A 26971-nucleotide genomic window follows, 5' to 3' on the forward strand; every position below is an offset into this window, starting at 1 on the left:
ATTCCAAATATTTAGAATCATTTGAAAGTTTATCGATTCAATTTGAATTAGATTATGTATTTGTGTTGAATTATGAGAAAATGCAAGATTAAGTTGAATTGAAGTACTCCCATGACACACCACAATGCTGAATCTTTAAGTGATATCGAAATTTTAGATATTTTGCAGTCAATGAAATCTGACGAACTTAATGTTGAGGCGAATAAACTGATTCGTAGTGGTGGTAAAGAGGGGCGTCAGGAAGCACATAAAAAAGCCTTGGTTGCATTACATAAATCTTTTGAAGAAAAGTTTGTTGAAGCAGTGACACTTGCGCTAGGCTTAAATGAAGCACAAGCAAAAAAAATTAAATATAAAAAAGACAGAATTCGTATTCTTAAAGCGCGTGGTATTGATTATCTTGAGATTGATGGTGCTGAAACAGCACAAGTTTTATCGCAGGTTGCACAGGCGATTACACGTGAAGAAGCAATCGTAACACATGATCTACACAATATTTTTCCATTTTGGAAAGAAGGCTGGCCAATGGTTCAGTTAGATAATGCGTATACTATTTTAGCTGAAGATATCGATATTCATTATCAAGCAACCTTAGATAAACTTTTAGAAATCTATGGTCGTTAATCCTTTATTATTCAAGTTAAACAAAGAGTTGAAAACGTAGTTCAGCGAACCAAGTGACTGAAAACCGATTTAAGCAAAGGCTTAAATCGGTTTTTTCTTTTACCATCAACCATGGTGTTGTTCTACTCGGACATTGCACTGGGATACTTTTTTAATCTGCCCGCTGTATTAGGATTCTTTATCGGAATTTCTGCAGATACTGTGACCCCCTGTGACAGTTATACAACCATACTTATTGCTTTGTATTCAGTTTTGCTTTGTCTTGGTGCTGACTTTTCAAGTGCTATTGCACATGATGATGTATTTTGGACTAGTAAATATTAAGACCTTCTAAAATAGACCTTAAAATTTTGTTTTTTAGTTTTTTATTGCCATGTTTGTAATGCTCCTACATATTCAATCAATGGTGATGAACGGGCCAATGATGTATCTATCATTTGAAATTGAACAGTTATTTTCGATAAAAATAGTCGACCAGATTATCATAAATAATGTTAAATAAATCACAAAATAATTAAATAACGTTAGTTATTTGTCATTAATACTACATATTTCATCCTGTATATTAAAAAATGCTTAACAAAAGTTAGGTGTATTTAACATAAATTCTTTATAACGAGGTTTTAATCATGAGCTTAGTTGAATTAAAGCAAGAAGAAATCAATGAAGTATCTGGTGCTGGAACGTTGATTGGTGACTCAATCATCCACGGTGTGAACTTATTCAATCAAACACTTAATTCAAAACTGATTTCATCAGTTGGTGTTGTATTTAGTGCAGTAGGTTTAGGGCTAGTACACCAAGCTGCTGATACTACTGGTTTAGTGGCATCAAAAACATTAATTGGTCTAGGTCGTGCACTTGGTGGCGATGTAGATGAAACTCCAAACCATTACGAAAAAGAAAAGGCAGAAGGTCAATATAAACTTCTTCCGACTTTAAATGGCGTTCGTGCTTGGCTTTCATAAGTTTTAAATAAAGTGTTAAAGGCAGACTGGTCATGAGTACTTGTCTGCTTTCAGTTACAGAAATAATAAAGCTAAAACTTTTGGTGGCTATAACAATGCAAAACTCATCAGAACAAATAGATCACGATAAAAGAAACTTTCTAAAAACAATGGGTAGCTTAGCTGCTGTTGGTGCTGTTGGTGCTGTTTCAGCATGGTTCCCAACACAAAAGGCAGAGGCTTGGTTTTTTCCTTTACAAGAAAGATTAGTAAATTTCCCAACTGAAATCTCAATTTTTAAACAGGAATATGAAAATTGGTCTGGGGAATCTCGTTATGAAAATGCATGGACAGCATCACCCAGAAATCAAGAACAAGTTTTAAAAGCGATTAATTGGGCTTATCAAAATGGTTATAAAGTCAGAGCCAAAGGGATGTCACATAATTGGTCACCTTTATTGTTGGATGATCAAGACAAGATTACTAAAATTTTATTGATTGATATGCCAACGCATATCAACAAAGTAAGTATTGAAGCAAACGGTATTGTGACTGCCGAAGCAGGCATTCAAATGGAAGCATTGTTAACCGCAATGGAATACCGTAATCGTGGATTTGTGGCAGTACCAGCACCTGGAGATTTGACTTTGGGTGGTGTGTTGGCCATTGATGGTCATGGCACAGGTGTACCTGCCGTAGGGGAAAAAAAACAAGAAGGTCAAACTTATGGTTCGATCAGTAATTTAGTGGTATCGATCACTGCTGCTGTTTTCGACCAACGAGAAGGTCGATACGTTGCAAAAACCTTCCTGCGAAATGATCCTGAAATTCGTGCATTTTTAGTTCATATAGGTCGTGCATTTATTTTATCTGCACAATTACAAACGTCAAAAAATCAATATATTCGTTGTGAAAGCTATACCGACATTCATATCAATGAGCTATTTGCTCAAGATAAGCATGCTGGACGTACCTTCTCTCATTTCCTGGATAAATCTGGTCGTGCAGAAGCAATTTGGTTTCCATTCACCGATTATCCTTGGTTAAAAGTTTGGACTGTTACTCCGTATCGTCCTTTGACTGCTCGACAGACAGTCAAACCATTCAATTATTGGTTCTCAGATAATTTAATCAAACCTATTACAGATTTAATTCATAAAATCATCGTCAATAAAAGTACTTATCTCACGCCAACCTTCGGTTTTACTCAGTATGAAATCTCTAAACTAGGTTTAAATGGTACGCCATTATCTGGAATAACGACGATTTTGACTGGTGGTTTGGCTTCTACTCAAACTTATGATTTATGGGGAACGTCAAAAAACGTTTTACTGTATGTCAAACCAACAACTTTGCGTGTTACGGCAAATGGCTATGCTGTCATTACAAGTCGTGCAAACGTTCAACGGGTTATTGCTGATTTTTGTGATTATTACGGCATTAAGATGAAGCAATATCAAAAATTGGGTCGTTTCCCAATGAATGGACCTGTTGAAATTCGAGTTACGGGCTTGGATCATCCAGAAGATTCAATTGTTCACGGCGCTCAAACAGCAGCATTATCAGCGATTAAACCATGTCCTGATCATCCTGAATGGGACTGTGCCGTTTGGTTTGATATTTTAACCTTGCCAGGTACGCCATTCTCAGCACAATTTTACACAGAAGTTGAAGAGTGGATGTCACAACGTTATCAAGGTGATTCATTGATGCGACCAGAATGGTCTAAAGGGTGGGGTTATACCAATCAAAAAGCTTGGGACAGTTCAACTTATATCGATTATGAAATTCCACGCGTCCATGCTCAGGGTCAATCTAATCATTTAACCATTCAGTCGAGTAGTCATATTTTAAAGCAATATGATCCTCATGCTTTGTTCACAGCACCTTTAGTTAATCGAGTTTTGAAATAAAACGAGATGAACGCTTCGTTTTTAATCTATTGAAATCAGTATCCAACTGAGTTTATTCAAAGCAGATTTAGCTGAGCGAAGTGTGGGATAGAACAGGAGACAACACAGATCATGACTATTTTATTGAAAACTTTTGGTTTGTGTTTGTCTCTTTTAAGCACGCTGTTGAAATGTAATCAACTTGATGAAAATTCAATATAAAAAACTCGCACTTGAAAAATTAATTACAAATATATATGACAAATAAGCTGTTTAGAGACAAAGCGATTGATGCACAAAAGTCAAAGTGGATTGGTGAAGTCATTTTGATTCGACCATTTTCATTTACGGTACTTACGATTGTTGTCGCCACTTTCACTGTTTTATTAGTGAGTTTTATTTTTTTTGGAAGCTACACGAAGAGGACGAGTGTTAAAGGATTATTGATTCCTAATACGGGTTTAATCCGAGTTTATAGTGCCGAAGGCGGCACAGTAAGTGAAAAATTCGTCAAAGAAGGTCAGTTAGTGGAGAAAGGGACACCATTAATTGCATTAAAAATGACGCGTTATAATAGTACAGGTAACTATAATGAGTCTGTACAACAACAAATTGAGTTAAAAAAACAAAGTTTAGATACTGAAAAAAATAAACTAAAAGACTTACATTTAAATAGTGTTCAACAATTAAATGCAGAAATTCAATCTATACGTTTAGATTTAATAAAATTAGATGGCTTAATTGCCGAGCAAAGCCAACGTCTAGCACTTGCACAAGAAAATGCACATCGTTATCGAGATTTAAAAGATAAAGAATATATTTCGATTGAAGAATATCAACTGAAGCAAGATAACTATATCAGCCTAAAAGTTGCTTTACAGAGCTATGAGCGAGAAAAAAATACTAAACAAGCTGAATTAGAAAATAAATTATTGGCTCAGCAAGGACTAGCATCGAAGTTGGAAAGTGAGCTGACTTTGGTCGATCGTCAATTAGCTTCGAATCAGCAAGAGTTTTTAGAAAATAAAGCGCGGGATAGTTTGCTATTACAAGCCAATGCGACAGGAAAAATAGCATCGATTAATGCAGAGGTTGGTCAGTTTATTTCTCCTAATATTCCTGTCATGAATATTGTTCCGACGCCTTCTTATTTAGAAGCACATCTTTTTGTACCCAGTTCAGCAATTGGATTTATACGGACTGGTCAAACCGTAAAACTTCGTTTTCAAGCCTATCCTTACCAAAAATTTGGTCAAGGTGAAGGTGTGATTCATTCAATCTCAGCGACGACGATGAACCCACAAGAACTGACCAATTTAGGCGAGTTAAGTCAGGGTGTAACACTTAACCAAAGTGAACCTGTGTATTTAGTCAAAGTCAAATTAGAACAACAGTTTGTAAAAGCCTATGGTGAAAGTAAGCCTCTTAAAGTGGGCATGGCCTTTGATGCAGATATCATGCAAGAAAAAAGAAAACTATATGAATGGGTACTCGAACCGTTATATAGCATCACTGGCAAGATATAAGAAGAAATAACATGCAGATATTAGACAAAATTTCTCTTGGATTTGGACGGAAAATTCCAACCATTTTACAGACGGAAGCGACAGAATGTGGATTAGCCTGTATTGCGATGATTGCGCATTATTATGGCTATGAGTCTGATTTATTAACGTTAAGACGTCGTTTTTCAGTTTCTCAAAAGGGTTCAAATCTCAATCAGCTGATCAAAATTAGTAATCAGTTGAAAATGGTAACACGCCCATTAAAGCTGGATTTAGAAGATTTAGATCAGCTTAAAACCCCGTGTATTTTACATTGGGATTTCAACCACTTTGTGGTATTGCAAGAAGTCAGTGCCAATAAAGTCACGATTTTAGATCCAGCATTTGGTAAACGTGTACTGACACTCAATGAGATGTCTGAACATTTTACGGGTGTTGCATTAGAGCTTTGGCCAGATACTGAATTTGAAAAAAAAGAAGATAAAAATCAGATTCAGCTTAAAGGTCTAATCGGTCATGTTCGTGGTTTATGGAAATCTCTCGGGCAAATTTTAATCTTGGCCTTAGCCTTAGAAGTTTTTTCATTAATTAGCCCATTTTTTATGCAATGGGTGATCGACCATGTGATCGTATCTGCAGATCGGGATCTCTTAACGATACTGGCTATTGGCTTTGGCATGTTGATGTTGCTTCAGCAGTTTATCGGGCTACTTCGTTCTTGGATCATGATGTATATGAGCACACATTTAAGTGTGCAGTGGCAAGCCAACGTCTTTAATCACATGATTAATGTTCCTGTCTCTTATTTTGAAAGACGATCACTCGGTGACATTGTTTCGCGATTTGGATCAATTGGTAACATTCAAACCACGCTCACCACAACGTTCTTAGCTGCGATTCTTGATGGATTAATGACAGTATTTACGTTGATTTTAATGTTTGTATACAGTCCGAAGTTAGCTTGGATTGCAATTTTTACCATGGGCTTATACGCCTTAATCCGATGGATTTGGTATGCACCTTTGAAACGAGCGACTGAAGCGCAGATTATTCATGCAGCGAAGCAAAGCAGCCATTTTATGGAAACTGTGCGTGGCGCAAAAACCATAAAACTGTTCCAACGACAAGATGTTCGCCGTTCGACTTGGTTAAATCTTATGGTCAATCAAGTCAATGCTGGATTAACGACCCAAAAGCTGGGGTTGGGATTCTCATTGGCAAATGGAGTGCTATTTGGGATTCAGAACATTCTAATTATTTGGTTAGGTGCCACATTGGTATTGGAGGGTAATTTTACTGTTGGTGTGCTGATGGCATTTATGGCGTATAAAGGCCAATTTGATAGTCGGGTTGCAGGACTAATCGATAAGTTTATCGAAGTTAAAATGCTTCAAATTGATGTAGAGCGTTTATCCGATATTGTGTTAACAGAACAAGAAAAATTATACGGTGATGCTGAAATCACAAATGTAGATCAGGTTGAGAATGCAATTGAAGTCGAAAATCTGCACTTCAAATATTCAGAAAATGACCCTTATGTACTCAAGGGGATTAGTTTTAAGATTCCCCAAAATCAATCTGTCGCCATTATCGGGGCAACAGGTTGCGGTAAGACCACATTGCTACATGTTCTGTTAGGCGTATTTAAGCAGAATGAAGGTGAAGTCAAAATCATGGGGCGTGACTTTGAACAATTAGGATTAAACGCTGTGCGAGATCAAGTCGCGACAGTGTTACAAGATGACATTCTATTTGCTGGTTCAATCGCAGAAAACATTTGCTTTTTTGATTCAAATCCAGATATGCAATGGGTACAACAATGTGCAGCATATGCCGCAATTCATGATGACATTAGCCGTATGCCAATGGGATATCAAACCTTAGTGGGGGATATTGGTAATATGTTGTCAGGAGGACAAAAACAACGAATTTTATTGGCTCGTGCTATCTATAAAAAACCAAAGATTTTATTTATGGATGAGGCGACCAGTAGTTTAGACGTATTAAAAGAACAAGAGGTCAATGCAAATCTCAAACATTTAAATATTACCAAATTGATTATTGCACACCGTCCAGAAACGATTTCATCTGCTGAGCGAATTATCGCTTTACAAGATGGCGTGATTGTCCGTGATATGTTGACCAAGGATTTGCAACCTAAATGAAAATTACATACATCGCTTTCATTGTTGTTGGGTCACTATTCGGACATAGTTCGTTGGCTTATGCAGAGAGTTGGTTGTCAAAACTGACTCCAAATCTAAAAAAACAGCGCGAGACATTATGGTTTGATGAGCTCACGGTTCAGCGTAAAGCCCGTGAGAATGAGACAAAACGTAAGGAAATAGAACAACAACTCAATCAAAATGTGTCACTTGATCTTCAAAATCAGAAAATGTTAAGTCAACCTCAATATTGTTTATCTCAAAATAATCTCAAGAATGAACAGCCAATAGAACTGATTGATGCCATTGAACGTGCAGTTTGTCGTAATCCTGAGACAAAAAGTGCTTGGGTACAAACGCGTATTCAAACTGCTCAGCTTAAAATCTCTAAAGCAAATTATTATCCTCAAGTGAATAGCACCTTGAATTACGATTGGTCACGTGATGATAATCAAGTAAAAGATCGTCCTGTTTTGAGTTATGACACTGACTTACGCCGTTACGGACTTGGAATAAGAGCCAATTGGCTAATTTATGATTTTGGTAGTCGATTTTATCAAGCAGAAGAAGCCGAAAAATTATTAGCGATGTCTTTGGCACAGCATGATGTTGCTTTGCAAAATATGATCATCAAAACGATTTCGACTTATTATCAAATTATTCAGGCTGAGTTAAAGTTAAATAATATTAATGAGTTGGTTTTACTTGCAGAAAAAAACTATGAAATTGCAAATGCTCGATATTGTGCGGGTGTTGGTATCAAATCAGATGCATTACAAATGTCCGCAAATTTGGCGAAAGCAAAGTCAGATCAAACTAAATTTTTAGGTGATTTAAAAATAGCAAAAGGACTTTTAGCATCATTAATGGGTGAGCCTGCATACCAAAATTTCAAAATTAATAATCAATTAAAAATTCCAAAAGAGCTAGATCTTAAACCGATTGAAATCCTCATTCAGGATGCTGAAAAAATGCATCCAAAGTTTAAAGCTGCACAATATGATTCACTCGCAGCTGAAAATAAAATTAAGGCAATACAGCGGTCTAGATATCCATCTGTTAGTTTTAACGGCATTTATGATCAGCAAAAACAAACGAGTGACAGTTATGGCAGTGATCGCCAATCTCTACAAGCAGGTGTGCAAGTCAATTTCCCATTGTTTGATGGTTATAATCGAAAAAATCAAATTGTCGTTGCTCAAGAAAACTTAAAATTAAAGCAATTAGAGCAAGAAAGATTGAAGCTTGAAATTAATGCTGAAATCTGGAAAAGCTATAATGAGCTAAATGCAATCCATGACAATATTAAGGCGCTAACGATATTGAATCAAAGTGCTTCAGAAGCCTATGAAGTCGCCCAAGGACGTTATAAAGCGGGTGTAGGAAATTTACTCGAAGTGCTTAATGCTCAGAATGTGTTAAGTGAAGCAAAAATGAATTATTCCACCTTGTTGACAGAGTTTTTAGTGGTGAGGTATCAACTTCTATCTAACATGGGGAACTTGAATATTTGGAATGAGACTCAAGCTCAATAAGCCTTTATAAATAAGAGATTGGAGTGATCAAAAAATCACTCCGAAACTAGAGATACGATTAAATAGCAGAATAGAATGGGAACATCCCAAATATTAATCCACTTGCAAGCATCACTAAGCACGTAATAATCGCCCATTTAATGGTAAATTTTTGGTGTTGACCAAACTCAATCCCAGCAAGCCCGCAGAGTAAAAAGGTAGATGGAACTAAGGGTGAGAGCAGATGAACGGGTTGACCAACAATCGATGCACGAGCCATTTCCACAGGAGAGATGCCATAATGTGCTGCAGCTTCAGATAAGATGGGCAGAACACCATAGTAAAAAGCATCATTTGACATAAAGAACGTTAAAGGCATGCTTAAAACGGCTGTGATCGGTGCCAAATATGGACCCATACTATCTGGAATAATCGCTACTAACTCTTTTGACATGGCATCGACCATACCCGTGCCAGTGAGTAAACCTGTAAAAATACCAGCGGCAAAAATAATACCAACGACATTTAAAGCACTACCAGCATGATGAGCGACTAAGCTTTTTTGCATATCAATATCACGATAGTTCACGACTAAAGCAATACACAATGCAATCATAAATAAAATAGGCATAGGCAAAATACCCATGACTAGGCTGGCCATCAGTGCAAGAGTTAATAATCCATTAAACCATCTCAAATGCGCTCGATTTGCCTCTGGGTTTGATGAAATTTGAATATTGTCGCCATGGCTAATATCCAATTCCATGATGCCTAATCTTTTTCGCTCCATTCGGCCATACATGGTTCCTAAAAAGTACAACCAACCAATGGCGAACAGCATCGGTAAAATCATAGGAACAAACACATCGCTAGGATCTACATGGAGTGCACTTGCCGCACGTGCAGTAGGTCCACCCCATGGCGTTAAATTCATGATTCCACTGGCTAACATCATGAGACAGGCCATAATTAAAGGGCTCATGCCTAATCGCTTGTAAAGCGGTAACATGGCAGCAACACAAATCATATAAGTGGTAGAGCCATCACCATCTAAAGACACGATCAATGTTAAGGTAATCGTACCTAATACTACTTTGAGGGGATCACCTTTTACCAATCTGAGAATAAATTTCACTGATGGATCGAATAAACCTGTATCAATCATGATGGCAAAATACAAGATAGCAAATAGCAACATGACGCCGGTAGGTGCTAACTTTTTAACACCATCTAACATCATTTCACCAAGTTCATTAAGTTGAATATGGTTCAAACTATCTACAAAAAAACCTAATCCATATGCAATTAGCGCAAAAAGAACGGGAATAAGCGTGAGTGCGACGAGGGGAGTCATACGTCTAGACATAATGAGGTACATAAAGCACAAAATCATGCCCAAACCAAGCAAGGTCAACATGGATCTATCCTTAGATTAGCGTTTTAATCAATATTGTTTCTATTACAGTATTTGTTATCTTCGAAAACGCCGACCATCTTAGAGAAATTTATGATTAAACTAAATATTGTTTAGAAAATATTAAAATAACCATAATTTTTATAAAAAATAGTAGTTAAAATTCATAAGTTTAAAATTTATATTTTGTGATTGGAGACATTAAACATGATTTTTAAGTGTGATATTTGTAATAAAAATTGAGTATAAATTCTAATTTTAATAATTTTTGAAGGCGAAAAATCTCAAGTTTAATTAGATAAACTGAATAAAAAAATCCACCTGAGTGGTGGATAGTGTCTTATTCAAAAGTTGATTCTAATTCTGCTTTTTCATCAAGTAATCTGGTCACGAGTAGTTGGTCAATTTTAAAATGGTCAACATCGACCACCTCGAATTTATAACCATTAAATACTACACTATCAGCAGGACGTGGAATCTTACGAAGTTTAAACATCATAAACCCAGCTAAAGTTTCATAGTTTTCATCATCAGGCATTTCATCAATTTCTAATGCATGCTTGACATCTTCAATAGGTGTACTGCCTTCAATCAGCCAAGAATGATCATCCCGCTTGATAATTTGAAGATCTTCATCCGTTGGCGTAACCCAGTCACCCATCACGGTAATCATAATATCAGATAGGGTAATAACACCAACCACCAAGGCATATTCATTGATCACAACGGCAAACTTTTCTTTACTAGATCTGAAGCGATCAAGTAATTCTGACAGTGTAAGTGTATCTGGAATCGTTAATACATTACGGATAGTGGATTCATTCAACTGATTAAATTTTTGATTATTTAAAATACGAATCAAGATATCTTTAGCATCAACATAGCCAATCACTTGATCAATATTTTCATTGCAGACTAAATATTTTGAATAGGGAAATTCAGCCAGTTTTTGACGAATACTTTCTTCTGATTCATTGATGGTAAAGAAAACTACGTTTTCACGTGTAGTCATGCTCGAAGGAACATTTCGTTCTTCAAGTTCAAATACATTTTCAATAAAGTGATGTTCTTGTTTTTGTAAGACACCTGCTTGTGCCCCTGCATCCATTACCGCGGAAATATCATCAAAAGTAATATTATCATCACGAGTAGTATTTACTTTGAATAAACGGAATAAGAGGTTGGCAATTGCATTGATAAACCAAGCTAATGGACGACAAACAGTAATGAATACCTGAATAGGATTAATTAAAGAGACAGCGATTTTTTCAGGTGCAATCATTGCCAATCGTTTAGGCATAAGATCAGCAAATAAAATAAACAGTGATGTCACTAAAGTAAATGACAATGCAAAACCAATTGATTGTGACCAAGGACCATCATAGAAACGATCGACCAAAATCACAAAATAAGGTCTAAATGCAGCTTCACCTAAAATCCCCCCCAAAATTGCAATAGCATTTAAGCCGATTTGCGAGGCAGCAAAGAAATCAGCTGAATTCTCTTGAAGCGTAAGCACTTTTTGTGCACGATCATCACCAGACTCAGCCAAAATTTTCAGTTTCACTTTACGTGATCCTGCAAGTGCGATTTCACTTAATGATAAGAATCCAGCTCCAGCAATCAAAATCATAATGATCACGAAATTCTGAAAGAGGCTCACACGAACACCTTTGTTTTTAAATTATTTATGAGGAAAGTTTTATCACAAAAAACATAGAGGTAGTGAATTTTTACACTACCTCAATATCATAGTTATTGAGTAAAAAATTTTAAAGTATTGATTTAAATCAGCTCTACTCAATCAAAATTGTGAGAAGTGGGTATTGTTATTTGAAAGAAATTCACGATTTTCTTCCTCAGTCATTTGACGAGCTACATATAAAATCAACTGACGTAACCAACGATGAGCAGGATGATGATGTAATAGAGGGCACCACGCCATTTTGAGTTCAAATTCAGGAATGTAAAATGGAGGGTCTTTGAGCATCAAGTTTTGACTTTTAGCTTGTAGGCGAGCGATTTTCGTCGGTAATGTCGCAATGAGATCGACATTAGACGCTAATAAACCTGGCATTTGATAATGACGTGTAAATACCGAAATTTTGCGTTTTTGACCAATACGCTCTAAAGCTTGATCAATCCAACCTAAACCGGCTTGTTTCTCTGGGTTAACACCAAATCCTACCCCCATCCCAGTTTTAGAAACCCAGATATGTTGCGCATCTAGATAACTTTTTAGATTCAAATTATTTACGGCAGGATGCTTATTATTCAGTAAGCATGAAAAGCTGTCACGCCACACCAGAACCTGATGAAAACTTTGTGGTATTTCGTTGAAACGGTTGATGGCAAGATCAACTTTACCTTGTTCCATATCACGATAAGATACATCACTCGGTGTTAGAAAATCTAAAACAACATTTGGTGCTTCTGAACGCAGAGCCTTAACTAAGCGAGGCACAAGTGTCGCTTCAGCATAATCTGAAGTCATGATGCGGAAAACACGATTTGACGTATAAGGTCTAAATTCTGTTCGTGGTTCTAAGATCATAGATAGATCAGAAAGGGCATCACGAATACGAGGCTGTAGTTCTAAAGCCCTTTCTGTAGGAGTCATTCCTTCAGAAGAGCGAATTAAAAGCGGATCATTAAATAAGTTACGAAGACGACGTAAAATATTACTCATTGCAGGCTGAGTAACACCCAATTGTTCTGCTGCACGTGTAACATTCTTCTCTCGCAAAAGAACATCTAAGTAAATTAAGAGATTGAGATCAACCCGCTCAAGATTCATAAAAAAAATACCGAAAATAAATTTTTGAAATCGTGGAGAATTATGCCATAAGCGCTTAGGTTTGTGTGTTTTTATGCTGATTTTTTCAGCAGAATTTAACATATATTCATCAAATTTACGTTATTTTTGTCATAAGGCAGTACCTATACATTTATTTAAGAAATAGGGCTTTAGTTGTTTTTGAAATTACCATGCTATGTTCTAAATTGTTTTTAGGTTTATCTCAATTTAAATGCTTTATTGTTGATTCCATCAATATGGTTCACAGTTTAAAAAATATTCATTTAAAACTAACAGTTTATTAATGATGCTCTGTCAGAAAAGTCAATTGAAGGGTAAAATCTAAAGATGTTTGAAGAAAAAATAAACGTAATTGTGAGCTTGATACTTAAGTCTAATGAATAAGAATTACTCAAATTGTGTTAAAAGTGTACAAATACTTATTTTATAAATTTTATTAAAATCAATAATTTATTGAATGGTATTTCATTTATATTACGACTTTAATCTACATATTTTTTAAATAAATACTGAGAATTAAACGAAAATATTGGATTAATTTCTAGAGTCAATCTAAGCTAAGTCCATAGCAACGAAGCGCTCTAAATCTGAACAATTAATACCGAGTAGATTTAGTCCTTCGATTGATAAATCCTAAAATTATATACAGGGTAAAATATCATGACTACATACCAAACAGCGATTGATGCAATCCGCGAATTAAAAGCAAAATTCGGCAACACTTGGGCAGACATCAGTCCTGAAGATGCTGCACGTATGCAACTTCAAAACCGTTTCAAAACTGGTTTAGATATTGCGAAATACACAGCTGCGATTATGCGTCGTGATATGGCTGCTTATGATGCTGATTCTAGCAAATATACTCAATCTTTGGGTTGCTGGCATGGTTTCATCGCACAACAAAAAATGATTGCGAACAAAAAATACTTCGGCACTACTGAACGCCGTTACATCTACCTTTCTGGTTGGATGGTTGCTGCACTTCGTTCTGAGTTTGGTCCACTTCCTGACCAATCTATGCACGAAAAAACTTCAGTTCCTGCATTGATCGAAGAAATCTACACATTCTTACGTCAAGCAGACGCAAAAGAATTAAACGACTTATTCCGTGCACTTAAAAAAGCGCAAGAAGCGGGTGATACTGCTAAAGCTGCTGAAATCACTTCACAAATCGACAACTTCCAAACTCACGTTGTGCCAATTATTGCCGACATCGATGCTGGTTTCGGTAACGAAGAAGCAACTTACTTACTGGCTAAGAAAATGATCGAAGCGGGTGCATGTGCACTTCAAATCGAAAACCAAGTTTCTGACGCGAAACAATGTGGTCACCAAGCAGGTAAAGTAACTGTTCCACACGAAGACTTCATTGCGAAAATCCATGCACTTCGCTATGCATTCTTAGAAATGGGTCTTGACGACGGTATCATCGTTGCACGTACTGACTCTGAAGGCGCTGACTTGACTCAAAAAATCCCAGTGGTTAAAGAGCCAGGCGATATCGCTTCTCAATACATCAGCTACTTAGACACTACTGAAATTGATATTTCAGAAGCGCAAGAAGACGAAATCCTAATCAAACGTGATGGTAAATTACACCGTCCTAAGCGTTTAGCTTCTGGTCTATATCAATTCCGTGAAGGTACTCAAATTGACCGTGTTGTACTTGACTGTGTAACAAGCTTACAGAACGGTGCTGACCTTCTTTGGATCGAAACTGCAACGCCAAACGTTGAAGAAATCGCTCACATGGTGAACCGTGTACGTGAAGTTGTGCCAAATGCAAAACTTGTTTATAACAACTCACCATCATTCAACTGGACGTTAAACTTCCGTCAACAAGCTTACGACCGTTGGGTTGCTGAAGGTAAAGACGTATCTGCTTACGACCGTGCTAAGTTAATGAGCGCTGAGTATGACAATACTGAATTAGCTGCTGATGCTGATGCGAAGATCCGTACGTTCCAAGCCGATGCTTCTCGTGAAGCAGGTGTATTCCATCACTTGATTACACTTCCGACTTACCACACTGCTGCGCTTTCTACACATGAGCTTGCAGAAGGTTACTTCGGTTCTGAAGGTATGTTGGCTTATGTTGCTGGTGTACAACGTAAAGAAATCCGTGGCGGTATCGCTTGTGTTAAACACCAAGCAATGGCTGGTTCAGACATCGGTGATGACCACAAAGAAATCTTCGCTGGCGACAACGCGCTTAAAGCGGGTGACGATGCGAAAAATACAATGAACCAATTCTCTGCATAAGCACTGAACTGATTCAAAAAAACCCTGCGTAAGCAGGGTTTTTTTATTGTTAATGAAATTATTTAACTAAATACATGAGCCAATTTAATTGATGTATAGATAGAAAAACAGCGGTAGTAAAACCTAATACATATTTTGAATAAAAGTAATGCCAAAGCTGTTACAATCCCGAAAATTTACATTTGTATATTTATATGTTTGAAAAATTTGCTGAACAGAGTTTAAATGCATTAGGTTGGGAAATTGATAACCATTGGCCCTTAGATTTAGACCAATGTGTCATGATTGCTGCACCACACACCAGTAACTTGGATGCTTTATACGCGCGATTAGCGCTCAAAGCTTTAGGTGTAAATGTCAGAATTACAATTAAAGACAGCTATATGAAGTTTCCATTTGGTCCTTTTGTCCGGGCTATGGGAGGGATCGGAATTAATCGCCGACCGAAGAAAGAGGGAGAGGAAAGACCAAGCATGGTGCAATTAATGGCAGATCTTTTTAAAGATCATCCAAAATTGGTCATGTTGGTGACGCCAGAGGGAACAAGGTCAAAACAAGAAAAATGGAAAACGGGTTTTTACCATGTAGCAATTACAGCGAATGTCCCAATCGCTTTAGCATATATGGATTACAGTCAAAAAAAATGCGGTGTAGGTAAAATTATTTATCCTACTGGAGATATAGAAGTGGATATGGCAGAAATTATGGATTTTTATTCAAAGATTTCAGCTAAATTCCCCGAAAAATTTAGTGTTGACCAACGATATTCACACAACAGTTAATATATGGAGAAGGCAGAACAATCTGCCTTTTTTAATACAAGAAAATTGCGTTTAGGGTTAAAATAAAGCCTGAAAAAAACAATAAAGTTAAGACAATCGATTTAAATTTTTGCTCAGATATTTGATAAAAAATTTTTGCACCAATGATCGTAGGTAGGCTAACTGCAAAGATCAAAATCCACAAATAAGACAAGTGATTCACGTTAATGGTCTGGTTAAATAAATAGATGATCAAAGTAAACAGTTGGATGGCAAAATTAAAATGTCGAAGAATGTTGCGTTGCTCATGTTTAGGAAGTTGTTTAAGCATCACCCAAGCCGAGGGAATTGCACCACAGAATCCACCGAGCCCACCTAAAATTCCACCCAAAAAACCAATCAAGCCGTCCATCCTGAGTCTGGTATCTTTTAAACAATGTAGTTGCGGATTAAAGAACATGAGTGGGCACCAAATTAATAAAAATATCCCAAGTAGTAATTTGAACGTGTCTGCATTGATATAATGAAGCAAAAAAGTACCCAAAGGTACTCCAATTAAGCCAGCGATAATATAGACCCAAACGATAGAAGGCTTTATAAAGGTTCTTGGTTCTTTATACATTGAAATGATATGACACCATAGTGATGCACAAACGACCAAGGGGGCGATGATCTGAGGCGGTAGAATCCATACCCAAAAAGACATCGCAATAAGAGCGAAGGCAAAACCTGTGAGACCTTGAATAAATCCAGCAAAAATTGCGCCTAGAATAAAGATACATAACGTCATAAGGTGACTGCATCAATTGCTGAAGCAGGAGTAAAAGAAAAATGCATGAGATCGTCGGGTAGGGAAAACTGATCAATCCTAAAATAATATTTGTTATCTTAAAAATAATAAGAAAAGCAATAGCTAGCAGTAAAGCGAATAAAAGCCCTGAAAATCAGGGCTTTTATCATTAATTGGTTTTAGGTTTTAGGTTTTAGGTTTTGTGTAAGACCGTTGATGTCTCCACCCTGAATACCGAGTTCACTCATTAAGCTGTCAATAAGAGGGGCTTGTGAACGATATCTGAGTGCGCTATTCACCACTTGGTCTGAAAGTGCAACAGATTGTGATTGATCTGCTTGATCAGCTGAAGTCGTGGCGCCAGTAATGCCACCCAGACCATTCACTTGTAATATCTTGATATCATCAATATTTTCCATTGGTTTAACACTTTCACGGATGATTTCAGGCAAATACTTTAAAAGCGCCAAACGAATTTGCATCTCAACTTGTTCACTCGACAAGATATTATTTGCTTCATTGACTGCGCGTGTCCCTTCAGCATCGACTTGGTATTGTTTTTCTAAAGCTTGAGCCAAAAGAATTTTAGCATCAGCTTCACCTTTAGCTTTTAAGCGGACTTTTTCAGCTTCTGCTTCAGCCGCAGTACGAACAGCTTCAGCCTCATCTACAGCAGCTTGTTTTGATGCCTCGGCAGCGACAGTAATTGAAATAGCATCAGTTTCTGCAGCCTGTTTTGCAGCAACAAGTTCAACCGCTTTAATACGCTCAGCTCGCTGTGTTTCACGAACCGTCACAACTTCTTCCTCGGCTTTCACTGCTTGCGCACGAGCTTGGTCAGCAAGTGCTTTGGCTTCAGATTCAGCACGAGATTTCTCGGCAATCGCGATTGCGCGATCTTGTTCCGCAAGTTCAATGGTTTTCTTTTGCTCTACTTGCGCTTGTTCAATAATTTGTGCTTTTTGAATATTTTGATTTTCGACATCACGTGCAGCTGAAATACGTTTTAATTCAATTTCACGTTCTGCAGCGATTTGGGCTTCTTCTGCCTCACGCTTTTTGGCAGCTTCTTGCGTTGCGATTTCAGCAAGTTGTTCAGCTTTACGAATCGAAATTTCACGCTCTTGTTGCATCTTTGCGTATTCTTGTTCACGCAGGATTTGAAGGCGTGCTTGTTCAGCTTCTAAATTTTTTGCTTTAATGGCTAAGTCAGCATCTTGTTCAATATCGTTACGTTTTTTTCGACGATCTTCAATAGTTTCTGTTAATTTTGTCAAACCTTCTGCATCAAATGCATTTTGTGGGTTAAAAAATTTAAAGCTGGTCTGATCAAGTCCTGTTAAAGATACAGTTTCGAGTTCTAAACCATTTTTGAACAGATCTTCTGAAACAACTTGTTGAACTTTCTGTACGAAGTCGACACGTTTTTCATGTAACTCTTCCATAGCCATTTCTGCTGCTACTGCACGCAGGGAATCTACAAATTTACCTTCAACCAAATCTTTTAATTCATTTGGTGACATGGTTTTTTGACCCAAAGTTTGTGCTGCGGTAGCAATTGATTCAGCAGTTGGCTTAACACGAACATAGAACTCAGCCATCACATCTACACGCATTCGGTCACGCGTAATCAAGGCTTGATCAGCTGCACGTTTAACTTCTAAACGAAGGGTATTCATATTAACAGGAATGACTTCATGTAAAACAGGAAGTACAATTGCACCGCCTCCTAATATAACTTTTTCCCCACCAAAACCAGTTCTGACAAATGAAACTTCCTTGCTTGAGCGTTTATATAGTCTTGCAATAATGGTTCCGATGACAACCAGCGCAATGAGAATAAGTCCTGCAATTATAATAATTTGATAAAAACTTGAACTAAACATTTTTTTCTCTAAGTTGATTTATTGTGAAATTGCTTGAAAGCCTTTGAGACTACGTTGTGTAAGTAAGACTTGCTGACCTTGTACGAATATTTCGTCAGCTTCAGGTTCGACCAAAATGTAATGTGTTTGACCAAAGCGATCTTTGAGTTTTGCTTGCGCAGGATAGTGCAGTCGAGCAGTGCCTAAAATGATTTCTGCTCGAAGTCCAATTAAATCGTCGCTATGAATTGCTGTGGTTTCATCTTTAGGGATGATCTGTGCTATCCATCTTGAGAATAGACGTACGAATGGCATACAGACCACAAGAACCAGTGAAGTAATGAGCCAGACTGTTAAAAATGATCCAAATACATGATGGATGATAGATTGGGCTAAGAAGCCAACAATTGAAAAGGTCGTGAGAAAGATGATCAGCCAAATTAATACAGGAATACGTCCAAGATAAAGCCAATCTAAAAATTGAATCCAAATACTAGATTGATGGTCAACGATCATTTCAGGAGAAGAATCTAATGAACTAGGTAGAAATTGCTCTAAAAATCCTTGACTACTGAGACCTGTTATTAATAGAAAGACTTCAAGAAGGCCTATAAAAAACATCAAGCAGATACTAATACTGAAGAATAGGTTCGACGGATTTATAAACATGTCCCACATGGGTAGTCTCTTATAGATATTAGAATTTTTATCAAATTTTAATCAAAATAATAAAATAAAGTGACGTAATTATCAATTATATAATATTGATTTCATTTTGAATGGATTCAACATAAAAAATACGCAGTGATTGGGGTGATCACTGCGCAGAACAACGAATCTGCTTACACAGTTTCGGTTAAGGAGAAATGTTATGAATTTTGGGGGTATTCATAACAGTAATTAAATGATATTCAATTTCATTTAGCAACTCATTGGTAGTCGGGTTAAAACGTGTAAGATTACGTTAATAAGTTTAATTGAAGGTTAATTTTAAATAGACTAATAAATAACCATAAAAAAAGCCGCAATGTGATGCGGCTTTAAGTTTGCTTATTTTTAGGGATTAAAATTTAAAAACACCTAATCCTGCTTTAACTTCATCCAATGTTGCTTGCGTAATATCACGACATTTGTCAGTACCAGTTTTTAAGATATCCATAATATAATCAGGATCCTTAGCAAGCTCCATACGACGTTCACGAATAGGCGTGATCAACTCTTTTAGAACACCTTCAAGGCGTTTTTTGACTGTGCCATCACCTAAACCACCACGACGATAGTGATCTTTAAGCTCTGCTACTTCTTCTGGATTTGGATCGAAAGCATCTAAATAAGTAAATACAACATTACCTTCCACCTGACCTGGATCTTCAATACGAAGATGATTAGGATCTGTATACATAGCATTTACCGCTTTTTTAATGTCTTTATCAGAAGCATCTAAAACAATTGTATTGCCCAATGATTTAGACATTTTAGCTTTACCATCAAATCCTGGTAATCGACCAACATTCGATAGCAGTGCCTTACATTCAGGCAAAAGCTCTTGACCAATCTGACGATTTAAACGACGAACAATTTCATTTGTTTGTTCAATCATTGGAATTTGGTCTTCACCCACGGGCACAATCGATGCTTTAAAAGCAGTGATATCAGCTGCTTGAGCAACTGGATAGCATAAGAATCCAGCTGGGATGTCACGCTCGAACCCACGCATTTGTATTTCAGACTTAATCGTAGGATTTCGTTCTAGTCTTGAAACTGTGACAAAGTTTAAATAAAGCATGGTCAGCTCATTCAAAGCTGGCAAGCTTGATTGAACGCAAATTGTTGTTTTTGTCGGGTCGATCCCAACAGCGAGATAGTCAGTTGCAACTTCAATAATATTACGTCTAACTTTTTCGAAGTTATCAGCATTGTCTGTAAAAGCTTGTGCATCAGCCAATAATAGATGTTGGTGATGGGAATCTTGCAAACCTACTCGTGAACGTAAAGAACCGACAAAGTGGCCTAAATGAAGTTGTCCAGTTGGACGGTCACCTGTCAAAATAACAGGGCGATTATCTTGATTACTCATTTTCTATACCAAAGTCATCAACACTAGGGCTGAATTTTTAAAATTTCGCAATATTGTACGGCATTATTTTTTTTTATGTCAGCATAAAGCATCGAAAGAATCGAATTAAAAACACCTTATTTGAGATAGTATTAATAATGTTGATACAGAATAAATTGAAATAGAAGAATAAAATTCCAAAAAACAAAGAAGGATAACAATAATGGCAAATAGTTTATTGGTGCTATTAGATGATATAGCCACCATTCTTGATGATGTTGCGCTGATGAGTAAAATGGCTGCAAAAAAAACGGCCGGTGTATTGGGTGATGACTTAGCACTCAATGCTCAACAAGTTAGTGGTGTGAAAGCCGACCGTGAATTGCCTGTCGTTTGGTCTGTTGCAAAAGGCTCATTTGTTAATAAATTAATTTTGGTTCCATTAGCATTATTAATTAGTGTGATTGCACCTTGGCTTATAAATCCATTATTGATGTTAGGTGGATTATTTTTATGTTATGAAGGTGTAGAAAAAGTAATTCACTCATTACACCATAAAAAAGCTAAAACATCTGAACAGGCCGAAAAAGAACTCGAAAACTTAAATGTAGATCTAGCAACTTTTGAGAAAGATAAAATCAAAGGCGCGATACGAACAGACTTTATTTTATCTGCTGAAATTATCGTGATTTCATTGGGTACAGTTGCAGCAGCTACTTTTGGAATTAAGGTTGCAGTCTTGTCAGTCATCGCAATTTTAATGACGATTGGTGTTTATGGTTTAGTTGCTATGATTGTTAAAATTGATGATTTGGGATTTTATCTCGTCAAACAAACGTCTACATTGAAACAGAGAATTGGTCAGGGCTTACTTGCTTTTGCGCCTAAACTTATGAAGACACTAACCATTGTCGGAACAATCGCGATGTTCTTAGTTGGTGGTGGTATTATTAATCATACCATCCCATTATTTCATCATTTTACTGAAGATTCCGTCGATTATATTGAACATATTCCAAATGTAGGCAGTATCATCGGTGCTTTAACCCCGACGCTCTTAAACTTTGTCATAGGTTTTATTGCAGGACTTATTGTTTTGGTCGTTGTTTCAGGAATACAAAAACTATGGAACGCTAGAAAAGTTTAGAGTTTGATGAAATAACGTATTATAAGAAGTTATATGATTTAAAAGGGCTGAGATTATGCGTTGGAAAGGCCGGAGAGTAAGTAGTAATTTAGAAGATCGCCGTGGAGGTGGTGGGGCTAAAGCTGGTGGAATTAGTATTCTCGGTTTAGTTGTTGCATTTGTTGCTTGGAAATTTTTTGGGGTTGATCCACAACAAGCCTATCAGGCAACTAAACAAGTGACTTCTAATAATCAGCAACAAGCGATAGGGATTGAAAACCCAACACCCGAGCAACAAGAAACAGCGGCATTTGTTGGTACAGTACTTGCTGATACGGAAGATACATGGACCACCGTTTTTCAAAAACAGGGAATGCAATATCAAGCTCCGAAACTTGTCATGTTTAGTGGCGTAGTTAATTCAGGCTGTGGTACAGCGCAGTCCGCGATGGGGCCATTTTATTGTCCTGCAGACAAAAAAATCTATATTGATACTGATTTTTTTAAAGATATGCGCCAGCAAATGGGTATTTCGGGTGAACGCAATCAATCAGAATTATCTACACAAAATGCTGCTGGTGACTTTGCACAAGCTTATGTGATTGCGCATGAAGTCGGACATCATATTCAAAATCTTTTAGGTATTTCAACTCAAGTCCAACAAGCTAGACAACGAGCTACTGAAGCTCAAGGGAACCAATTATCAGTCCGTTTGGAATTGCAAGCTGATTGTCTAGCTGGTGTGTGGGCAAAAGATACACATCAACGAACTCAATTCTTGGAGCAAGGTGATGTTGAAGAGGCAATGGATGCTGCGCATAAGATCGGAGATGATTATCTGCAAAAAAAGGCGAGAGGACATGTGGTTCCTGATAGCTTTACCCATGGTACAAGCCAACAAAGAATGTATTGGTTCGATCGTGGCATGAAAACAGGTGATGTGAACCAATGTGATACATTCAATACCTCAATCTAAATCTACCAAGCAGAATCGATTGTTTTTCTGCAAAGTTAAAACATGTAGCCTGCTAATAGAATAATTTATTAGGAAGGCTACACATCTTTAAAAAAAAAGGGATTGCGAGTAAACATTCTTTATATAAAATTAATAAATGGCTATAGTTTTTTCATTTAAAATTTAAATGATCTCATTTAAATAAAACATATCATAGAGTGCAAAATGGGCAACTTTTTTTTTCTCCAAGTATTTACAGTGGTTTTTGCCCTCTCAATTGCCACAACCATATTCAATAAACGAATTCTAGGTTTTCCCCAAGCGATAGGGGTGCCAATTGTTTCAGCAATTTTTGTCTTTATTCTGCAATGGGCTGCCAATTTATTAGGGGATAATCGTTTTATCACCATTAATTTGGCAAATATTGAAGAAGCAGTTCGTCATATTGATTTTTATGATTTTCTCGTAAATGGTGTTATTTGCTTCATTCTTACATCGTCGGCATTGAAATTTAAAGTGTCTGATCTAAAAGTGTATTGGAAGCCAATTAGTATTCTTGCCACTATTGCTTTGGTTTTGTGTGCAGCATTGTTTGGTGGATTATTATTTGGATTTCAATATTTGATTGGTAACCCTGTACCAATACTCGTACTTTTATTACTCGGTTCTGCTTTAGGTGCTACAGATCCAATCGGAATCAAAGGGGTACTCAGTTCTGTACGTGCACCACATCATTTAATGGTGAAATTGGAGGGTGAATCACTGTTCAATGATGCAATGTGTATCGCTGTATTTATGACATTGTTGAATGTGCTTGAAGGCGAGCATTTTAGTCTGTTGCTGACACTACAAACACTCCTTTATGAAATTGTGGTAGCTGTAATTATTGGTTTGGTATTTGGTTGGGGGATTTTACGATTGCTTCGCGGGAAGCATGAAATGGAATCATTAATCCTAACGACAGCTTTACTGGCTTGTGGTTCATATTTGGTTGCTTTATTTGCTCATGCATCAGCACCAATCGCATGTGTGATTGGTGGACTTATTGTTGGTAATAAATGGAAAGAAATTTTACAAAATCGTGAAATCCAAGAAGTAAATCACTTTTGGCATACAGTTGAAGGTATCATTAATTCTTTTTTATTTACTTTAATTGGTTTAGAGCTGTTTATTCTTGATCTTAATGCCAGCATGATACTTGGCGGTATTATCGCATTTGTAATTTTACATATTTCACGTTTTGCTGCGAACTTTCTGGCTTTTGCATTCTTCCCATCGTTTCGTAAGAAAAGCTATAACGGTAGCCTAGCAATTTTATCATGGGGGGGAGTAAGAGGAGGGATTTCATTGGCTCTAATTCTTGCGGTTGCTAATGTCCCAGAGTTAAGGCAATACAGTAGTATCTTGATTGGTTATACTTTTATTGTTGTTTTATTATCGGGCGTAGTATGTGGTTTAGGTTTGCCAGCAGTCATGAATGCTTTCTATTACAACCCTAATGAGGAAAAAGAGGGCTTAAAGGGAATATATCAGCGATTATGTAATAAGCTTAATCGTAAAGGATTTAAATATATTGTTGGTGAAGATAGTAAAGGTAATGAGATTATTACGATTTATAATCCTGAAGTGATATTAGATCGGACTTCTGATGATGGTGTGGCAATCGTCCATCATCCCGCTAAAGCTGAAGAGGTGAAGAAGTTAGAAAATCCAGAAAATTTCTAAAAAAATTATATTTAATTGAAGCAAGCATGATAGTGCTTGCTCTTTTTTTTATGAATTAAGCATGATCAATGCAGAAGATAACAGTGATATTGTTTAAATATTTTATTCAGTTACGCAGAATTTTATCGATGAAATATAAAATTAATATGTGAAAATTACATCATATTTAAAGCAAATTTTATTTCTTAACTTACTAAAAAGTTAGTATTAATTTTCAATATAAAATGAAAAGTATACTAGTTTACTAACATTAAAATGTTAGGTGAGCAAGTTACCGTATGTAGTTAAGCTAAATATAGCAGAAATTATGATAAGTAAGCCTTTGAAATTTGGTGACCTGAAATATCCTAAAAGTAAGTAAAAATATTAATTCTTATGTCATAAGTATTTGTAAATAAAAGATATATTTTGGTTGTGGATGAGCGGTTACAAAAAGCTGATAAAATACGCAAAATCTATTCGCATTAAATCTTAAAAATGTGATATAAATCTCACTTATAGATAATAGTGTCTATCTTTTTTGTATCTTAGATGTAGAAAGATCGATAAAAATAAAATTTATAAGTGAGAATTTACCATGGCTAATATCTCCGTAATATCTAAAGAGAGTCATCAGGTATTAGAGAATGTCAACTCTAGTCAAGTGGGGCTTAACGAAAACTCTGTAGTTGTCGTTCAAGTATCTAAAGATGATGTAGCTTCAATCACTCGTGATAATAATAATGCTCTAATCAATTTGCGTAATGGTGAAGTGATTGTGATTGAAAACTATTTCAATCCTTCATTTGCTGATAACAGCCTCGTATTCCAAGATGAAAGTGGTCAACTTTATTGGGTTAAATTTACCAATGAAGATGGCTCAATTGCAGAAACAATTCTGTATTACCCAATCGAAGAAATCGAACCTCTTCTTTATTCCGATGATTTTATCGGTGGTATTCTCCCTTGGTTAATTGGTGCTGGTGCAGCTGGTGCAATTGCAGCAGTCGCAGATAATGGTTCTGACTCTAATCCTACGCCTCAGCCAAAGCCAAGTGCATTATTAAATGCACCAATCGTCATTGATGATGTGCCAGAGCATATCGGTGAAGTTGCTGATGGTGGTGTAACAAATGATGCTCGTCCAGAAATCAAAGGTTCTGGAGCTCAACCTGGTGCAATCATCAAAATCTATAATGGCGATGAACTAATTGGTGAGACGGTTGCATTGTCTAATGGTGATTGGAGTTTTACACCTGATCAAGATTTAAAAGATGGTATCTATGAGCTTTCTGTCACACAAACTGTAAGTGGTCAAGAAAGTGATAAATCACCGATTAAGACAATCACGCTTGATACTGTCCCACCATCAGACATCACTATTGATGAAATTGGAAATAAGGGTGAAACAAACTCAGAAACACCTAAATTATCAGGTGAAGGTGAGCCAGAATCTAATGTTGAAATAGAAATTAAAGATAAAGATGGGAACGTGGTTGATAAAGAAACTGTTCCTGTTGATAAAGATGGTAAATGGGAATATACACCTGAGAAAAACCTGGATGAAGGTAAATACGAAGTTATCGTAACGCCTATTGATAAATCAGGAAATAAAGGTGAAGAAGAAAAACAAGAATTCAATGTTGACTTAACTCCTCCAGACATAGACATCGATCCAATCCCTACTGATCCTGAACCTGAGGGTTGGGATACAGCAACGAATCAATCAACTTTTGCAATCGCTGCAATCGCAAATACTCTTTCGGAATCGGAGAATAATCCAGTGACTACAACTAAAAATCAAACTCCTACATTTACGGGAACCACTAAAGATAGTGAGAGCGTAAAAGTAGTGATTCGCGATAGTTCAGGTAAGATTATCGCAGAAGGTCCTGCTACAGTGACCAACGGTAAATGGCAGTTTAAATCACCTGTAACATTAGCTGAAGGTGACTATAAACTAGAAGCAACAGCATATGACGCGGCTGGTAATAGTAAAGTCGCTACTTCAAGCTTTACTGTGGATATTACTCCACCTAAAGTAACGATTGAAGAGTTACCACTTACGAACATTGATGCGCCTACCTTTAAAGGTAAAACTGAAGATGGTGCAACACAAGTACGTGTTGAAATCAAGGATGCGGCTGGCAAGGTTGTTCAATCTGCAGTTGTGAATGTTGCAGCCGATGGTAGCTGGACATATAAGCCATCTAAAGCGTTACCAGATGGTACATATAGTGTCGAGGCTTCAGCTCGTGATGCGGTAGGAAATGTAAGTCAACCTGCTAAAACTACGGTTGAAGTTGATACAATCGATCCGGAAATTACAATCGATCCTCTAGAAGATACTAGTGATACAACTCCTGAAATTAATGGTAAGACTGAACCAGGCGCAACAGTAAAAGTTGAAATCTTAGACAAAGATGGCAACCCTGTAGCAACAGGTGATGCGACTGTAGATCCAGAAGGTAACTGGTCGTATACACCGACTGAAGCACTACCAGAAGGTGAATATACAGTTAAAGCTGAAGCGAAAGATGCGGTGGGTAATACTGCTACTGAAACTGCGGATG

General features: G+C 36.8%; 19 protein-coding genes. 12 read left to right on the forward strand and 7 right to left on the reverse strand.

Features of this window, described 5'->3' with window-relative positions:
• Nucleotides 1–111: 111 nt before the first annotated feature.
• The 6 genes from AC1M9L_RS06485 to AC1M9L_RS06510 all read left to right on the forward strand — a co-directional run bounded on the left by AC1M9L_RS06485 (nucleotide 112) and on the right by AC1M9L_RS06510 (nucleotide 8668).
• Nucleotides 112–624 carry a hypothetical protein gene (locus AC1M9L_RS06485; RefSeq protein ID WP_481591650.1) on the forward strand — a complete coding sequence of 171 codons (513 nt, stop codon included), beginning with the start codon at nucleotides 112–114 and terminating at the stop codon, nucleotides 622–624.
• 629 nt (nucleotides 625–1253) lie between these two features.
• Nucleotides 1254–1592, forward strand: a complete 339-nt coding sequence (locus AC1M9L_RS06490) for a hypothetical protein (RefSeq protein WP_481591651.1) — start codon at nucleotides 1254–1256, stop codon at nucleotides 1590–1592.
• Nucleotides 1593–1687: 95 nt separating this feature from the next.
• A complete protein-coding gene (locus AC1M9L_RS06495) occupies nucleotides 1688–3484 on the forward strand; it encodes a cholesterol oxidase substrate-binding domain-containing protein (protein WP_481591652.1) in 1797 nt (598 codons plus the stop codon).
• A gap of 236 nt (nucleotides 3485–3720) precedes the next feature.
• A complete protein-coding gene (locus tag AC1M9L_RS06500) occupies nucleotides 3721–4989 on the forward strand; it encodes an HlyD family secretion protein (protein ID WP_481591653.1) in 1269 nt (422 codons plus the stop codon).
• 11 nt (nucleotides 4990–5000) lie between these two features.
• Nucleotides 5001–7133, forward strand: coding sequence for a peptidase domain-containing ABC transporter (locus tag AC1M9L_RS06505; RefSeq protein WP_481591654.1), 2133 nt, complete (start codon nucleotides 5001–5003; stop codon nucleotides 7131–7133).
• A complete protein-coding gene (locus AC1M9L_RS06510) occupies nucleotides 7130–8668 on the forward strand; it encodes a TolC family protein (RefSeq protein WP_481591655.1) in 1539 nt (512 codons plus the stop codon). Before AC1M9L_RS06505 ends, AC1M9L_RS06510 begins: the two co-directional genes overlap by 4 nt.
• 58 nt (nucleotides 8669–8726) lie before the next feature.
• On the opposite strand, the gene AC1M9L_RS06515 is transcribed toward AC1M9L_RS06510, so the two are convergent.
• From AC1M9L_RS06515 to AC1M9L_RS06525, 3 genes are all read right to left on the reverse strand, one after another.
• The gene (locus tag AC1M9L_RS06515; protein WP_092767019.1) at nucleotides 8727–10064 is read right to left on the reverse strand and encodes a CitMHS family transporter; all 1338 of its coding nucleotides are present in this window, start codon (nucleotides 10062–10064) and stop codon (nucleotides 8727–8729) included.
• Between the two features lie 337 nt (nucleotides 10065–10401).
• Complete coding sequence (paeA, locus tag AC1M9L_RS06520) at nucleotides 10402–11724, reverse strand: polyamine export protein PaeA (RefSeq protein WP_481591656.1); 1323 nt, start codon at nucleotides 11722–11724, stop codon at nucleotides 10402–10404.
• Nucleotides 11725–11865: 141 nt separating this feature from the next.
• Entirely contained in the window at nucleotides 11866–12858 is a 993-nt protein-coding gene (locus AC1M9L_RS06525) for a LysR family transcriptional regulator (protein WP_035268043.1), read from the reverse strand.
• A 681-nt stretch (nucleotides 12859–13539) separates the two neighbouring features.
• On the opposite strand from AC1M9L_RS06525, the gene AC1M9L_RS06530 reads away from it, so the two are divergent.
• Nucleotides 13540–15141: an isocitrate lyase gene (locus AC1M9L_RS06530; protein WP_035267987.1), complete on the forward strand. Its 1602-nt coding sequence runs from the start codon at nucleotides 13540–13542 to the stop codon at nucleotides 15139–15141.
• 194 nt (nucleotides 15142–15335) lie between these two features.
• Complete coding sequence (locus AC1M9L_RS06535; RefSeq protein WP_481591657.1) at nucleotides 15336–15923, forward strand: 1-acyl-sn-glycerol-3-phosphate acyltransferase; 588 nt, start codon at nucleotides 15336–15338, stop codon at nucleotides 15921–15923.
• A gap of 31 nt (nucleotides 15924–15954) precedes the next feature.
• Here AC1M9L_RS06535 and AC1M9L_RS06540 read toward each other — a convergent pair whose 3' ends face one another.
• From AC1M9L_RS06540 to trpS, 4 genes are all read right to left on the reverse strand, one after another.
• Entirely contained in the window at nucleotides 15955–16692 is a 738-nt protein-coding gene (locus AC1M9L_RS06540) for a sulfite exporter TauE/SafE family protein (protein ID WP_481591658.1), read from the reverse strand.
• Between the two features lie 179 nt (nucleotides 16693–16871).
• On the reverse strand, nucleotides 16872–18578 hold the full coding sequence (locus AC1M9L_RS06545; RefSeq protein WP_481591659.1) for a flotillin family protein: 1707 nt from the start codon (nucleotides 18576–18578) through the stop codon (nucleotides 16872–16874).
• Nucleotides 18579–18596: 18 nt separating this feature from the next.
• Nucleotides 18597–19235 (reverse strand): YqiJ family protein, encoded by a 639-nt coding sequence (locus AC1M9L_RS06550; protein WP_481591660.1) that lies wholly within the window; start codon nucleotides 19233–19235, stop codon nucleotides 18597–18599.
• Nucleotides 19236–19620: 385 nt separating this feature from the next.
• Nucleotides 19621–20634, reverse strand: coding sequence for a tryptophan--tRNA ligase (gene trpS / locus AC1M9L_RS06555; RefSeq protein WP_092767023.1), 1014 nt, complete (start codon nucleotides 20632–20634; stop codon nucleotides 19621–19623).
• 202 nt (nucleotides 20635–20836) lie between these two features.
• On the opposite strand from trpS, the gene AC1M9L_RS06560 reads away from it, so the two are divergent.
• From AC1M9L_RS06560 to AC1M9L_RS06575, 4 genes are all read left to right on the forward strand, one after another.
• Entirely contained in the window at nucleotides 20837–21760 is a 924-nt protein-coding gene (locus AC1M9L_RS06560; protein ID WP_092767024.1) for a DUF808 domain-containing protein, read from the forward strand.
• A gap of 55 nt (nucleotides 21761–21815) precedes the next feature.
• Entirely contained in the window at nucleotides 21816–22715 is a 900-nt protein-coding gene (ypfJ, locus tag AC1M9L_RS06565; RefSeq protein ID WP_481591661.1) for a KPN_02809 family neutral zinc metallopeptidase, read from the forward strand.
• 204 nt (nucleotides 22716–22919) lie between these two features.
• The gene (locus tag AC1M9L_RS06570) at nucleotides 22920–24419 is read left to right on the forward strand and encodes a cation:proton antiporter (protein ID WP_179998547.1); all 1500 of its coding nucleotides are present in this window, start codon (nucleotides 22920–22922) and stop codon (nucleotides 24417–24419) included.
• Between the two features lie 577 nt (nucleotides 24420–24996).
• A partial coding sequence (locus AC1M9L_RS06575; RefSeq protein WP_481591662.1) for an Ig-like domain-containing protein occupies nucleotides 24997–26971 on the forward strand: 1975 nt, incomplete at its 3' end.

The organism is Acinetobacter sp. ANC_7511 (genome assembly GCF_056779975.1).

Excerpts from the sequence above, each read along its gene's own strand:
- AC1M9L_RS06510 (WP_481591655.1), top strand. The coding sequence starts at position 7,130 with ATGAAAATTACATACATCGCTTTCATTGTTGTTGGGTCACTATTCGGA.
- trpS (WP_092767023.1), bottom strand. The coding sequence starts at position 20,634 with ATGAGTAATCAAGATAATCGCCCTGTTATTTTGACAGGTGACCGTCCA.
- ypfJ (WP_481591661.1), top strand. The coding sequence starts at position 21,816 with ATGCGTTGGAAAGGCCGGAGAGTAAGTAGTAATTTAGAAGATCGCCGT.
- AC1M9L_RS06505 (WP_481591654.1), top strand. The coding sequence starts at position 5,001 with ATGCAGATATTAGACAAAATTTCTCTTGGATTTGGACGGAAAATTCCA.
- AC1M9L_RS06485 (WP_481591650.1), top strand. The coding sequence starts at position 112 with ATGACACACCACAATGCTGAATCTTTAAGTGATATCGAAATTTTAGAT.
- AC1M9L_RS06535 (WP_481591657.1), top strand. The coding sequence starts at position 15,336 with ATGTTTGAAAAATTTGCTGAACAGAGTTTAAATGCATTAGGTTGGGAA.
- AC1M9L_RS06570 (WP_179998547.1), top strand. The coding sequence starts at position 22,920 with ATGGGCAACTTTTTTTTTCTCCAAGTATTTACAGTGGTTTTTGCCCTC.
- AC1M9L_RS06560 (WP_092767024.1), top strand. The coding sequence starts at position 20,837 with ATGGCAAATAGTTTATTGGTGCTATTAGATGATATAGCCACCATTCTT.
- AC1M9L_RS06500 (WP_481591653.1), top strand. The coding sequence starts at position 3,721 with ATGACAAATAAGCTGTTTAGAGACAAAGCGATTGATGCACAAAAGTCA.
- AC1M9L_RS06550 (WP_481591660.1), bottom strand. The coding sequence starts at position 19,235 with ATGTGGGACATGTTTATAAATCCGTCGAACCTATTCTTCAGTATTAGT.
- AC1M9L_RS06495 (WP_481591652.1), top strand. The coding sequence starts at position 1,688 with ATGCAAAACTCATCAGAACAAATAGATCACGATAAAAGAAACTTTCTA.
- AC1M9L_RS06540 (WP_481591658.1), bottom strand. The coding sequence starts at position 16,692 with ATGACGTTATGTATCTTTATTCTAGGCGCAATTTTTGCTGGATTTATT.
- AC1M9L_RS06530 (WP_035267987.1), top strand. The coding sequence starts at position 13,540 with ATGACTACATACCAAACAGCGATTGATGCAATCCGCGAATTAAAAGCA.
- AC1M9L_RS06490 (WP_481591651.1), top strand. The coding sequence starts at position 1,254 with ATGAGCTTAGTTGAATTAAAGCAAGAAGAAATCAATGAAGTATCTGGT.
- AC1M9L_RS06525 (WP_035268043.1), bottom strand. The coding sequence starts at position 12,858 with ATGAATCTTGAGCGGGTTGATCTCAATCTCTTAATTTACTTAGATGTT.
- AC1M9L_RS06545 (WP_481591659.1), bottom strand. The coding sequence starts at position 18,578 with ATGTTTAGTTCAAGTTTTTATCAAATTATTATAATTGCAGGACTTATT.
- AC1M9L_RS06515 (WP_092767019.1), bottom strand. The coding sequence starts at position 10,064 with ATGTTGACCTTGCTTGGTTTGGGCATGATTTTGTGCTTTATGTACCTC.